Origin of the sequence: Endozoicomonas sp. ALB115 (assembly GCF_049310245.1) — a bacterium.
In the GTDB taxonomy this organism is placed as follows: Bacteria; Pseudomonadota; Gammaproteobacteria; order Pseudomonadales; family Endozoicomonadaceae; genus Endozoicomonas.
Map to the genome: position 1 here is coordinate 111,849 of NZ_JBLYZG010000006.1, position 13,934 is coordinate 125,782.

Consider the following 13,934-nt stretch of genomic DNA (forward strand, 5'->3'; position numbering starts at 1 on the left):
GTCCAAATCATTTAATCAGCCTGGCGACATCACGAAACTGTGGTGCGTCGGCAGATTTCATCAGTTCAAACAGCGCCATTTCAACGGTTGTCAGATCAGCCCCCTGGGCTGACATTTTATCCAGAGCCACCTCTTTGCTCTGTAATGTTCTTGATGAAACCCCATCAACCAGCACTTCTACCTCATAGCCTCCGGCAAGAAGATCCATCGCCGTCTGATAGACGCAGATATGGGTCTCTATGCCGGTCAACAACACCTGTCTGCCACCTGTCTGTTCAAGTGCTGACATAAAAGCAGGCTCACCACAGGCACTGAAGGATGTTTTTCTCACCGGGCTGAAGTCCGATAACTCATCAGCCAGTTCAGGAATTGTGCCTCCCAGCTTTTCCGGAACCTGCTCCAGCCAGAGAATCGGAATATCAAGCAATCTGGCCCCTTTAACCATGGTCACAATATTATCAAAGAGTGACTCATGTTCATGCATCAGGGTGGCCAGCTTGCCCTGAACATCCACAACCACGAGCACCGTCGTATCAAGATTTAACATACCTGTTTCTCCTGCCCCTTAGATCAATATTATTTTCGAAATCCCTTGGTCCTAGCACATGGTTTCAATGAGGTTGACGTGTACAATCTCCGTTCACCCTGAGCGGAGTCGAAGGGTGCTTGGCACGATCTATCAGAGTCCGGAGTTTCCGCCCTTCGACAGGCTCAGGACGAGCGGAGTGCGGAGGCGTCAAACTCATTGAAAACATGCATTAGATAATAACCGGAGCCAGCAGAAAACCAAAAATCACACAAAGCAGGATGCAGATCACTCCGGGTACAAAGAAAGGATGATTAAACACCATCTTGCCGATCCGGGTAGAACCTGTTTCATCCATCTCGACGGCTGCAAGCAAGGTAGGGTAGGTTGGCAAAACAAACAGGGCACTGACCGCAGCAAATGACGCGATAGCGGTCACCGGGTCAACAATCATCAGGGCTGCAGGCATCAGAGCCCGGGTCGTTGCGGCCTGGGAATACAGTAACATGGACGCCAGAAACAGTGCCAGGGCAAGCAGCCAGGGATAGTGATCAAGAATATCCCCGGCGGTCTCCTGAACATTCTCAAGGTGGGCACCAACAAATGTATTCCCCAGCCAGGCAACGCCCAGAACACAGATACACGCACTCATACCCGACTTGAAAGTCTGGGCATTCAGAATGTGATTGGTATCTATATGGGTAACCAGGGTAATCAGGCACGCTGCACTGAGCATAAAGGCAAAAATGGCGCTGTCTCTGGGCAGTACGGGATTGTCAATAACACCCACCTTATCGCTGACCAGCGTCGCATATACCACCACCGCCAGGATGCTCAGGCCAAAAATCAGCACGGACATCCTTGCCCCGGGCTTTATTCGATTATCCACAACCTCTGCAGGTTGAATCAGCCCTTCAGAGAGCTTGTGCAGATACACTTCATCTTTGTGCAGTTCACAGCCAAGGTAATTACACACCAGCGACGTCAACATCACGGCAACAAATGTGGTAGGAATGCAGATCAGGAGCAGATCCAGATAATCAACACCAAAGGGTTCCAGCATACCGCTGAATACCACCACAGCGGCGGAGACCGGAGAGGCGGTAATGGCGACCTGAGAGGCAATCACCGAAATACTCAGAGGTCGGGATGGGCGAATCCCATTCTCACGGGCAACAGCAGCAATAACCGGCAATGTTGAATAGGCCGTATGGCCTGTGCCAGCCAGCAACGTCATAAAGTAAGTGATAGCCGGTGCCAGGAACGTCACGTACTGCGGCCGCCTTCTAAGCAATTTATCCGCAATATATACCAGATAATCAAGCCCGCCAGCGACCTGCATGGCTGCCACAGCACCAATGACAGACATGATGATAAGGATCACATCCACCGGGATGGTGCCAGGATTCATCCCAAGCCCCAGGGTAAGCACCACAACCCCGACAGCACCGGCAAAACCAATACCAATGCTGCCCAACCGGGCTCCCAGGAAAATAAATGCCAGAACAATGATCAACTGCAACCAGGTCATGCCAAATCCCCTGAGAAATTAATCTTAAGTCAATGGATAGATAATTTAAGATAGCCTGAAAACGGCAAAAGACGTTTCAACACCGGTCAGGTGATGCTCAGAATCAGAACCGAAACAACCATCAGGAGGCATTACAACTCGTCCGGGGGAGGGAACTTGATACTGTGCATAGTATCTTCAATGTCAGACTCCCACATTGAGGGAACCACCCAGGACGTCAGAAAAACAGTGGCCATCAGGCCGGCTGTGAGCGGGAAGTAATTATTAATACCAAACTGCCCCATCAGCAGATAAGAAACGGAAGGGGTACCAATAAATGCCAGCCCGGGCACGAACCAGGAAAACAACCTGCGCGTGGTGAAGGTAATGACCTCACTTTTAGAGCGAACGGATGCCTCCGCTGCCAGACATAGGTTTTCGGTGTAAACCCGGAATGTGGTAACATTCGGAACCTGTTTGACCACCTTTTTACGCACCGTTCTGGTTCTCTCCCTGGGAGTCATTCTGTCACCCCGTGCGCCCCATACATAAGTGTCAGAATGCTGATAATAAATTTCGGTTTCATCTTCCTCTTCAACAACCTCAATATCTTTGCTGCCACCTTCGTGTAACATCACTTCACAATAATTCCAGGCGATGGGAACAGGCCCCATGGAAAAATACCCTTTCCTGTCTACCCTGATAATCTGACCACTTCTGAATGCACTTCGCTTTGATATGGTTTTATTCCAGTGATGCAGAAACGTTCGGTCAGACTCCTCATACCGACCTGTTCGTTTGAAAAAATCCGTCTCTTCAAATTCGACAACTTGATAGACGTCAGTTACCAGTTCCTTTGTTGCATAATAGAAATTGTACAGGGACGAAAACAGTGAATTTTCTTCATCCCATATCTCCAGCCTCGGCATAAAAGGTTTTACAACATCAATAACAATCAGTTCATTTTTGTGTTCCTCTGACATTTTGGTTCCCACTTCTGCCGTCTCTGCCCCGAGACGTTCCACCAGAACGGGATGATTATGATATTTATTGTCGGTAATGCCCGGACTGCGTACCTCAGAGCCCAGTTTAAAATCAGCAACAACATTCTTTACAACCCAGCCATAAGGCACGCCTGCAATAGCATAAGGCCAGTTTGTAGTCCCGGTATCTTCATTCAAAATATTATCAAAGGTACCGAGCATGACACTGTCCATATACCTCATATAGTGTTTACCACGGCGCACCGGATCTAACACGTGATGGTTGAAAACATCCTGATACTCCGAAGCAAAGTTGATAAAAGGACGGATCAGGAGGTCCATCATCAGGTCATTAAACAGGTAGTTACTATTATCAATGATCGACATGTATAGAGAGGTTGCATTCTTATTTCTGGATCGAATCAGATCCTGGTAATATTCACTGTCTGCATATTGTTTCTCCGGTTCGTTGCCTGCTTCATTTTCTTCAGCATCATCATCCAGATCTTCCTCAATCACATCGTCTTCATCATCCAGATCTCCCTCAATTAAATCGTCTTCATCATCCAGATCTCCCTCAATTAAATCGTCTTCATCATCCAGATCTTCCTCAATTAAATCGTCTTCATCATCCAGATCTTCCTCAATTAAATCTTCATCATCCAGATACATTGATGATTCTGAGATATTTTCAGTATGCTCATCTACGCCGGCCGTGGTATTAATGGCCAGTAAACTGAACATAAGAACAATTAAAAATGAGAAATCATGAACAACTCGATTCTGCCTCATCATACTCCCCGGAAAGCATTTTATTCTTTTCAGGTATGTCACCATTCAATAATGAAAGACAATTTCATCCCTTAAAAAAAGATAAATAATGTAATCAAATCGTAATAATCCGATTCACAAAAATCTTCAGCCCTTATGGGACAACAAACACGTAAATTTGTTCCATTAAAAAGTCCAAAGGCCGAAAAATACTGAGACACCTGTGCTGGGTGCAAACATTGAGTGGACGACAGCAGTAGTTATGTGCGTGAAAAAAATTTGCTGATAGAATGTCCCGACACGTTTAATAACAAGGCAAGAGGTCGATGGAAGCCACTAATCTTACCCCGGCTCCAGTGTGGAGAAGAGCTGCGGCCATGTTGTACGATTCTCTGTTAATCCTGGCACTGCTGTTTATGGCCGGTTTTATTAATCTGTTCATCCAGATACAGATTTTCGGTGATGAGCAACTGAAAACCATGACTGAAGAGGGCTACCAGCTTGGAGGCCCCTTTTTCTACGCCGCCCTGCTGGTCATCATTTACGGCTTCTTTGGCTTTTTCTGGACCCGGTCAGGACAAACCCTTGGTATGCAGGCCTGGAGAATAAAAGTGGTCAGCAGCGACAATCATTTGATCAGCCCATGGCAAAGCGTGATCCGTTTTCTGATTGCCATTCCGGCATTGTCGCTTGCGGGTATCGGGCTTCTCTGGGCACTGATCGACCATCAGCGGCGAAGCTGGCAGGATCTGGCATCGTCATCCAAAGTCATTCTTCTGGAAAAACCGGCAAAAAAAACCTGACCACAGTCTTCTAACATCTCAGTGCAGCTTCATAAATAAGCGGCACTGGTTACACTACCAGCAATAATATTTACAGACGACTGTTCACTGCTGCCTGCAGTCCGATACACATATACCGAAACATTTATTGGTATTTTTACCTATCCAGCATTAGAATGAAACCATCGTCATTCACCGACGACGGTGTACCAACAAGACTATCGATGGTTTTTAATAGCAGATAGGCTTTCATCAGGCAGTAAAAAGGGAGACTCCAGTATGAACACTTGGCTATTCGAACAGGTTGTATCTCAACTGGCGGAAGTCTTTCGTCGTTTATCAGGCAATCCGGAATCTTTCCACCACTCAGATCAACTGGAAGAGTGCAGGCTCTACTGCCCGGTCAAACGAACCCCACAAAAGCCTGTAAGAAGAACTCCCGGGCACCCTTTCCAGCGATAATCTCCATCCCCATCGTTCCCACGCCCTGCGTGGGAATGCATAAAGAAGCCTAAAGGATACGAACAATCTCCGTTCACCCTGAGCGGAGTCGAAGGGTGATTGGCACAGTCCTTTATTCAGGGCATGGAGCCTACGCCCTTTAGCCCTTTATGCAGCCCGCCTTAACATCACCGCACCCGCCAGCAGGCAGATGATGACTGGAATCATTACCGATAATACCGGCGGAAACCCGAATACCAGGCTGGATGGTCCCATCAGGTTCTGAACAATCATAAAGACAATGCCGGTGATCACCCCGGAGAAGATCCGCAATCCCATACTGACGGAACGCAAAGGACCAAAGACAAAAGAGATGCCCACAATAACCAGGGAGAGTATGGATAACGGCTGAAGCAGCTTTGTCCACAGTGCCAGATCATACTCTCCGGCATCCAGCCCCTGTGCTTTCAAGTACTTCGTATAAGTGAGCAGGCCGGATATGGGCAATGCTTCAGGTTTGACCACCACCACTTTCAACAGTGTTGTTGTCAGGCTGGTATCCCAGGGTTCAACCAGACTCTGCTCAGTAATAAACTGTTCATTCTTACGGCGTATGGTGGTGACATCCTCCAGCAACCAATGATCACCCTGATAGATTCCCCGTTTGGCAAAAGCGCTTTCCTGAAGCTTCATCTCATCATCAAACACATAACGACTCACGCCGTAAAGCACGCCGTTTGGCTCGACCGCATTGAAGTACATAAATTCATGGCCTTCACGATGCCAGAAGCCTTCTCCGGTGTATGTGCCATCAGCGGAGCGGGCTATCGCTTTTCTGGTCTCGCCAACCTGCTCGGCCATGGGAGCAAGATATTCGCCAAGCATCAATCCGGTAATAATCATGACCAGGGTGGGCTTCATGACTGCCCCCAGAATACGCCACAGCGAAATACCAGCGGCCCTCATAACCACCAGCTCACTGCTGGACGCCATGGAGCCCAGCCCCATAAGGCAGCCAACCAGTGCCGACACGGGAATCAGCTCGTACAGTTTTTTGGGTATCATCAACAGGGTATATATCAAAGCGTCCAGCGACTGATAGTTGCCCCTGACATCATCCAGCTGCCCCAGAAAAGCAAACAACGCTTCCAGAAATACCAGAATCAGCAGGACAATCACCGTTGCCCCCAGAACATTTCTGGATATGTAACGATCCAGCTTACGCATTTCCAGCCCTCCGGCGCGCCAGCCAGAGTTTACCCGGCTCAACAAGGTACAACAGCAAAGCAATCAGCAAGAAAAGAATATGAATCGGCCACAGACCAATATCCGGCGACAGTCGCCCATCCTCAATCGCGCCACGGCCACTCATTAATAAAGCCAGATACAGCAGATACAGCAATATTCCGGGCAACAGCTTCACATAACGCCCCTGTCTGGGATTAACCCGGGCCAGGGGCAATGCCATCAGCACCACGATGGGTATTAACAGTGGCAAAGAGATGCGCCACTGCAGCTCAGCACGATGGCCCGGGGTGTCGGACGCCAAAAGTGTCGCCGTTGGCAGAGCCTGCTCCTTGCTGATCTCTTTTCCGGAGCGGCGCTCTTCCATACGAAGGCCGTAATGTTCAAAGGCAATTTCCCGCAAAGGCAATGCGCCGGGCGTCAGGTCATAGCGGTAACCATCATCCAATATCAGATAGCGCTGCCCACCCTCTGCTGCATTGACTTCAAGGTTTGCCGTTTGCGCCAGCAGCAAGGTCATCGAACCTGTGTTCTTGCTATCCCCGTTACGGTTGGCGATAAAAACCCTGTTCATCTGCTGGCGGTCGTCGGTTAACGTCTCTGCATAAGTCACGCGCTGCCAGCCAAACTTCTGGAAACGTCCGGAAACCAGGGTATCAAACTCGGTCAGAGCGTCCTGCTCGACAAAAATGCTTTCAACTTTCTGTATTCCCCGGGGGGCAACTACCAGGCTTAACAGCGCAACCACCAGCATAACCCCGACCGCAGGCACCATGGTTATGCCTAAAAGTTGATGATGGCTGAGACCACAGGCGCTGAGCACCGTCATTTCGTTATCAACATACAGCCTGCCATAGGCGAGAATAATGCCCAGGAAAAGCCCCAGGGGCAGTATCATGACCAGAAACTCCGGGATCCGGTAAGCCATGATGGCAAAGAGAAAATCCGCTTTCAGTGTCCCGGTGGCCGCCTGTGCCAGATAGTTCACAAAGCGCCCACTCATGATAATGAGCAATACGACAGACGTCACTGCTAACATAACCTGCAGCATCTGTCTGGACAGGTAACGAAATATGATTAAAGGCATGCCTTGGTGAAATTCATCAAATCAAAACGAACAATTATACGTCAGTCGCCTTAAAAAACCGGTATAATCCCGGCCCGTCTGACAGAATCGTAGAATAAACATACAATTAACCCAATGACTTCTACGTTCTGATAGCCGTCTGGATAATGCCTGAATATCCCATATCCGGACTAAAGCGTCTGGTTGAATTGGCTTAACCGTATTATTATCCATGAAATCGGATAACTTGTCCCCTTGGAGAGACCATGGAATTTGTTGTTAAGAGTGGTGCTGCAGAAAAACAGAAAACTGCCTGCCTTATTTTGGGCGTCCACAAGAAAACGCTTCCCCCCTCTGCGACAGCCTTAGACTCGTTAACCGAGGGGTATCTTGCCGACATACTCAAACGTGGTGATCTGGATTTCAAGCCCGGCCACTCACTGATGCTTCTGCACAGCCGACATGCGCCGGTTGAGCGTCTGCTGCTGCTGGCCATGGGTGAAAATGATAAGCCATTAACAGAAGCCGGGTTTAACAAACTGACGGTCAACCTGGCCAGCCAATTGAAATCGCTGAATGCCAGGGAAGCAAGCATTGCCATCGAAGATATCAACGTCGAGGGCAAGTCACTGCACTGGATCACCCGTCAGTTGGTTGAAGCGATTGAATATGCATTTTATCAGTTCAGCCAGTTTAAAAACGACACCGGCAAAGGCGCTCTTTCGAAGATCAGTCTGAAGAAGGTGACACTGCTGGCGGACCGTAAGAATGCCGAAGAAGTGAAAGCCGGTCTGGCCCAGGGGCAGGCCATTGGTAATGGTCGGAATGTGGCCCGAACCCTGGGCAACCTGCCAGGCAATATCTGCCATCCAACCTACCTTGCCGATGAATCCAAAGCATTGGCGAAACAGCATGCCAAACTGACCACCAAGGTGCTCAATGAAAAACAGATGTCTGACCTTGGCATGAGCTCCCTGCTCTCCGTCAGTGCCGGTTCCGAACAGGAAGCCCGGCTGATCTGCATGGAGTACAAAAATGGCAAACGCGGTGCCAAGCCTCTTGTTCTGCTGGGTAAAGGGATCACCTTTGATACCGGTGGTATCTCCCTGAAACCCGGTGCCGCCATGGATGAAATGAAGTTTGATATGTGCGGTGCCGCCAGTGTATTCGGCGTCATGAATGCCATTATTGAGCTGGATCTGCCCATTAATGTTATTGGCATGGTGGCTGCGGCAGAAAACATGCCCAGCGGCAAGGCCACCCGCCCGGGGGATATCGTAACGTCCATGTCCGGCAAGACCATTGAAATTCTCAATACCGATGCCGAAGGTCGTCTGGTGCTTTGTGATGCCCTCACCTACGCAGAACGTTACAAGCCGGAAGCGGTGATCGATATTGCCACCCTGACGGGTGCCTGCGTCGTTGCCCTGGGCCATCACACCACCGGCCTGCTCAGTAATAATGAACCGCTGGCTGAAGAGCTGATCAGTGCTTCCAAAGAAGCCATGGATCGGGCATGGCAGCTGCCAATGGGTGAAGAATATGCTCGCCAGCTGGACAGCAACTTTGCCGATATGGCCAATATTGGTGGTCCTGCTGCGGGTACCATTACCGCAGCCTGCTTCCTGGCTAAATTTGCCGAAGCCTACCCCTGGGCGCACCTGGATATCGCCGGAACCGCCTGGCAATCAGGCAAGGAAAAAGGGGCTACCGGTCGTCCAGTGCCCATGCTGGTACAATACCTGCTGAATAAAATCTGATTGTTGCCAGTACTGATGACAGGCCCTGATCGATCAGGGCCTTTTTGTTTGCTCAGATTAGTTTATGATTTCCCCATGACCAGAGTGACTTTCTACCTTTTAGACAGCAATCTTGACAATAACGGGCAAAACGAACAGCAGTTTGCCTGCCGCCTTATCGACAAAGCATGGCGTGGAGGCCTGCCCATGCATATCCATACGGCGGATGAAAGCAGCTGCCAGTCCATGGATCAACTGCTCTGGTCATGGCGGGAGGATAGCTTTCTTCCCCATGGGATTATTTCACCCATCCAGGGCAATACCCCGGAAAGTGTACTTTTGGCCAGAGAGTCTCCCATCACCCTGGGGTTTGACCACCCTGCCGTAGCATCAAAGCGGTTGCTGATTAATCTCAGCCCTGAAGTTCCTCCATTCTTCAAAGACTTTGCCCGCGTTTGTGAAGTCGTGGTTCAGAACCCGGACCAGAAAGCGGTTTCCAGGGCGAAGTTCCGGGCCTATCGTCAGGCGGGTATAGAGCCAGAAGTACACAATATGTAGGCCCTGTCACCCCTTGCCAGCAGATACCGTTCACCCATAGTTTGTCTATCCTTTTTAATAAGAAAGCAGACACACATCGCTTTCAAATAAAAATTCTCTAACCATTGAACGGTAAAATAATGATGAAAACATTGAACGCAATGCTGGTCAGTCTGGCGCTGGCTGTACCGGCCACCAGTCAGGCTATGGATATTTATGCTTTTGCCCGGGGTGGGGCGGCTTATACGGCGATTAAAGATACTGAGGCTGTCAATCCTTTCATTGCAGTTGCGGCTGCTAATGCACCTTCTACTAACCCTGATGCATCCCAAGGCAGCATGGGGATAGCCAATCTGAATAACGATCACAGCGTTGCAGTTGGAGCATTTGGTGCCGGGTTTGTAGTTAACCCCAGTTTCCGTCTGGAGCTTGAAGGGTCTTTTCAGAAGGAATCTGATTATCAGATAGACGTAGCGCTCGGTTGGCAAGTAAACACTGGTCCATTCAATACAACACTTCTTGGCACTGCATATAACAAAATCAATATTGAATCTGATGTCTACATGCTGAAAGCCTATTACGACATCCCCCTCAACAAGCATGTAGTTCCCTATCTTATGGCCGGTGCAGGCTATGCAAAGAACAAGACATCCGGTGTACAGACCTTTTCAGACAACGCCAACTGGAATGAAAAATGGGATGACCACAGAAACAATGAAATGGCCTGGACAGTAGGTGCAGGAATTTCCTATATATTCAGTAAACACCTTGCCCTGGATCTTGGGATAGAACATCGCAACCTCGGAGACTGGGAACTGAAAAACCTGCCGACTACCGGTGACGAGTCTCTCAAGGGCAAGCTGGAATCCACCACACTGCTGATGGGCCTGCGTTACCACTTCTAACTATCCCTCACTAATATTTCTGCACAGGCCGCAGTAAGCTCCTGTGCAATACCCCCTCCAAAACACCTTCTTAAGACAAGCCAGGCCAATAAAAGCCAAACTCCCGTCTATAATCATCGTGGCATGCTGAATTTCGGTCATCCCCGTAGTGCAATTTAAGAGGATTGCGCTAATATAGCGCGCTTTTTGGCACATCGGTCATAATCTTCAGGCAAAACACTGCGGGGAAGCGTATGATTGAGATGGCCCGAGTAGCCTGAGAACCTGCTGTTCGATACAGAGGCTCTCTCACCGTAAACCATTTTCAAAATACAGTCCGCCGGTCCATCTCCGGCCTACGCACCGCCCGGGCGGTAACGTATAATGGCGGTCTGTCAGTCAGGCAAGGTTAGTAGTCAAATATGACGAGTTTCGTTTCTGGGCAACGCTGGATTAGTGATACTGAGACCGAACAGGGGCTGGGCACTGTGCTCACCTTTGACAGTCGAATGGTCACCCTGCTGTTTCCTGCCACCGGGGAAACCCGGCTTTACTCCATAAACAACTGCCCTCTGACCCGCGTTGAGTTCAACCCCGGAGATCGTGTCGAAAGCCACGAGGGCTGGATTATGCTGGTCACCGAGGTGATTGAGAAAGATGGCCTGCTGACCTACTGCGGAACCCTCCCTGACGGAGAAACACGACAGCTGCCAGAAGCCGAGCTGGGCAACCATATTCGCTTCAACAAGCCACAGGACCGGATGCTGGCGGGTCAGATTGACCAGAACAGCAACTTTACCCTGCGTTACAAGACACTCCAGTATAACTACGGTCTGCGCAAGTCCCCGATGCGCGGCCTGATTGGCCCACGCACCAGCCTGATTCCCCACCAGCTGCATATTGCCCGGGAGGTTTCCCAGCGCCATGCGCCACGGGTTATGCTGGCCGACGAAGTGGGCATGGGTAAAACCATTGAAGCCGGCCTGATACTGCACCAGCAACTGATTACCGGCCGTGCCAGCCGGGTGCTGATTCTCTTGCCGGAAAGCCTGGTACACCAGTGGCTGGTGGAGATGCTGCGCCGTTTCAACCTGCGTTTCAGTGTTTTTGACGAAGAGCGCTGCCGTCAGTCTCCGGATGAAAACCCGTTCAATACCGAGCAGCTGATTATCAGCAGCATCGGCTTTCTATGTCATGATGACGAACGCCGCAAACAGGCACTGGAAGCGGACTTCGACCTGTTGATTGTGGATGAAGCCCATCACCTTATCTGGTCTGAAGAAGAGACCAATGCGGAATACCGCTGTGTTGAAGCGCTGTCCCTGCAGATTCCGGGACTCCTGCTGCTGACCGCGACGCCGGAGCAGATGGGTGCCAAAAGCCACTTTGCCCATCTGCGTCTGCTGGACCCGGACCGCTTCCATGATCTTGCCGCCTTTGCCGCCGAAGAAAGCCGTTATGAGCCGGTGGCAGAGGCGGTTCAGGAACTTCTGAACAATAACAATCAGACGCTCCCTGCCAAGGCAAGGGACCATCTGATCAGTTTCCTTGGAGAAGACAGCAAGTCGCTGATTGATATCCTTGACCAGGGTGATGAAGAGGCTCGAAACACTGCCCGAACCCAGCTGCTGCGCCGCCTGCTGGATCGTCATGGTACCGGCCGCGTGATGTTTCGTAATACCCGGGCAGCCGTTGGCGGATTCTCTGGTCGAGCGGCCCAGGGCTACCCCCAGGTGCTGCCGGAGCTGTACGAAATCGCCCTGGAAGAAGAGTCCAACTACCGCCATAACCTTTATCCGGAGCTGGCTTATCAGGCTCAGATCCGTGTCGATGATATGGATCCCTGGTGGAAAGTCGACCCCCGGGTAGACTGGCTGATGAACCTGCTGAAACTGCTGAAGAAAGAGAAAGTACTGGTTATCTGTGCCAATGCCAATACGGCACTGGACCTGGAAAATGCCCTGCGCATACTGTCCGGCATTCCGGCAGCGGTTTTCCACGAAAACATGAGCATTATTGAGCGGGATCGTGCTGCGGCCTTCTTTTCCGAAGGAGAGCATGGTGCCCAGGTACTGGTGTGTTCAGAAATTGGCAGTGAAGGACGTAACTTCCAGTTTGCCCACCATCTGGTGCTGTTTGATCTGCCCGAACATCCCGACCTGCTGGAACAGCGTATTGGCCGACTGGATCGTATTGGCCAGACTGAAGCCATCAAGATTCACGTGCCCTATCTGTCTGGCACCGGTCAGGAGGCACTGTTCCACTGGTACCAGCTGGGATTGAACGCTTTTGCCGATACCTGCCCTGCCGGTAGTATGGTGCAGATGCAACTGGGTGAAGCGCTGTTGCCTTATCTGCAACCGGGCAGCCAGGCCTCCACAGAAGCCATGGATACCCTGCTGAACCAGGCAGCCCAATTGAACCGGCAACAGATGGAGCACCTTCATAAAGGCAGAGACCGATTGCTGGAGCTGAACTCCCGGGGCCTGATCTCCAATGAAGATATGATCAACGACATCGAAGAGCAGGAACAGCCAAGACAGCTCAAGCGGTTTATGGAGAAGTTGTTCGAAGGCTTTGGTGTTGAGGCGGAAGACTATTCCAAACACTGTCTGGTGATTCGCCCGGGCAGCCACATGATCACCACCTTCCCCGGCCTGCCGGATGATGGCATGACCGTCACCTTTGACCGGGACATGGCACTGTCCAGAGAAGACATGCACTTCCTGACCTGGGAGCATCCCATCGTTGCCGAAGGCATGGACATGGTGCTGACCAGCGAGCTGGGGAATACCTCTGTGGCTTTGCTCAAAAACAAAGCCCTGAAGCCCGGCACCATGCTGCTGGAAGCGATTTACGTGGTAGAAACCAGCGCCGACCGAACTCTGCAGCTGGACCGCTACCTGCCAGCCACACCGATCCGCTGTCTGATCGACCCGGGGTTCAATGACCTGTCCGAAAAAGTGGCGTTTGATACCCTGAACGCCCAGCTTCAGCCTTTGAAACGGGGTGTTGCCAAAAAACTGGTGAATGCCCAGCGGGCACCCTTTCTGGCCATGCTGGATAAAGCCGAAGGGTATGCCAAAGATCGGGTACAACCCATCGTTAATCATGCTTGCCAGAACCTGCTGACCGATGTCACTGAAGAGATCAAACGACTGGCGGCGCTTAAAGTCGTTAACCCGAACGTCCGTGGTGAAGAGATTGAATATCTGAAAAACCGTGCAGCCCTGGGGCATCAGGCACTGCAGAGAGCGGTTCTTCGACTGGATGCGCTACGGATTATGATTGCTGGTTAATATTTTTCTTTTGGCTTCTATCTAACTTTTTACTCAGTCTGAGGGTCCCGCCTGCTGCCCGCACAAACGTTTCCGGCTTTTCCGGTGGCGGGCAGCACTAGGAGCCTGTCGGACTTAAGACTGTCCTACTGCGGTTGCGATAAATTGGTCT

11 protein-coding genes are annotated in these 13,934 nt (G+C 50.6%); 6 read left to right on the forward strand and 5 right to left on the reverse strand.

Translation table 11 applies throughout. The annotated features are described in order from the left end of the window. Positions 1–7: 7 nt before the first annotated feature. The 3 genes from ACO6VE_RS04580 to ACO6VE_RS04590 all read right to left on the reverse strand — a co-directional run bounded on the left by ACO6VE_RS04580 (position 8) and on the right by ACO6VE_RS04590 (position 3,763). On the reverse strand, positions 8–547 hold the full coding sequence (locus ACO6VE_RS04580) for a hydrolase (RefSeq protein WP_422448929.1): 540 nt from the start codon (positions 545–547) through the stop codon (positions 8–10). Between the two features lie 211 nt (positions 548–758). Then, positions 759–2,057 carry an anaerobic C4-dicarboxylate transporter gene (locus ACO6VE_RS04585; RefSeq protein WP_422448931.1) on the reverse strand — a complete coding sequence of 433 codons (1,299 nt, stop codon included), beginning with the start codon at positions 2,055–2,057 and terminating at the stop codon, positions 759–761. Positions 2,058–2,188: 131 nt separating this feature from the next. Further along, the gene (locus ACO6VE_RS04590; RefSeq protein WP_422459961.1) at positions 2,189–3,763 is read right to left on the reverse strand and encodes a hypothetical protein; all 1,575 of its coding nucleotides are present in this window, start codon (positions 3,761–3,763) and stop codon (positions 2,189–2,191) included. A 353-nt stretch (positions 3,764–4,116) separates the two neighbouring features. Between ACO6VE_RS04590 and ACO6VE_RS04595 the strand changes: the two genes are divergently transcribed. Next, on the forward strand, positions 4,117–4,593 hold the full coding sequence (locus ACO6VE_RS04595; RefSeq protein ID WP_422459963.1) for an RDD family protein: 477 nt from the start codon (positions 4,117–4,119) through the stop codon (positions 4,591–4,593). A 258-nt stretch (positions 4,594–4,851) separates the two neighbouring features. Then, on the forward strand, positions 4,852–5,034 hold the full coding sequence (locus ACO6VE_RS04600) for a hypothetical protein (RefSeq protein ID WP_422459965.1): 183 nt from the start codon (positions 4,852–4,854) through the stop codon (positions 5,032–5,034). A 147-nt stretch (positions 5,035–5,181) separates the two neighbouring features. On the opposite strand, the gene lptG is transcribed toward ACO6VE_RS04600, so the two are convergent. Both lptG and lptF read right to left on the reverse strand, forming a co-directional pair. Further along, positions 5,182–6,240, reverse strand: a complete 1,059-nt coding sequence (gene lptG / locus ACO6VE_RS04605) for an LPS export ABC transporter permease LptG (protein ID WP_422459967.1) — start codon at positions 6,238–6,240, stop codon at positions 5,182–5,184. Continuing rightward, a complete protein-coding gene (gene lptF, locus ACO6VE_RS04610; RefSeq protein ID WP_422448941.1) occupies positions 6,233–7,345 on the reverse strand; it encodes an LPS export ABC transporter permease LptF in 1,113 nt (370 codons plus the stop codon). The genes lptG and lptF overlap by 8 nt, the downstream gene beginning before the upstream one ends. Before the next feature lie 245 nt (positions 7,346–7,590). On the opposite strand from lptF, the gene ACO6VE_RS04615 reads away from it, so the two are divergent. The 4 genes from ACO6VE_RS04615 to rapA all read left to right on the forward strand — a co-directional run bounded on the left by ACO6VE_RS04615 (position 7,591) and on the right by rapA (position 13,783). Next, positions 7,591–9,084: a leucyl aminopeptidase gene (locus tag ACO6VE_RS04615; protein WP_422459969.1), complete on the forward strand. Its 1,494-nt coding sequence runs from the start codon at positions 7,591–7,593 to the stop codon at positions 9,082–9,084. A 75-nt stretch (positions 9,085–9,159) separates the two neighbouring features. After that, positions 9,160–9,621 (forward strand): DNA polymerase III subunit chi, encoded by a 462-nt coding sequence (locus tag ACO6VE_RS04620; RefSeq protein WP_422448945.1) that lies wholly within the window; start codon positions 9,160–9,162, stop codon positions 9,619–9,621. Positions 9,622–9,740: 119 nt separating this feature from the next. Continuing rightward, a complete protein-coding gene (locus tag ACO6VE_RS04625) occupies positions 9,741–10,505 on the forward strand; it encodes an outer membrane protein (protein WP_422448947.1) in 765 nt (254 codons plus the stop codon). Between the two features lie 401 nt (positions 10,506–10,906). Continuing rightward, positions 10,907–13,783, forward strand: coding sequence for an RNA polymerase-associated protein RapA (rapA, locus tag ACO6VE_RS04630; protein ID WP_422459971.1), 2,877 nt, complete (start codon positions 10,907–10,909; stop codon positions 13,781–13,783). Positions 13,784–13,934: the final 151 nt, after the last annotated feature.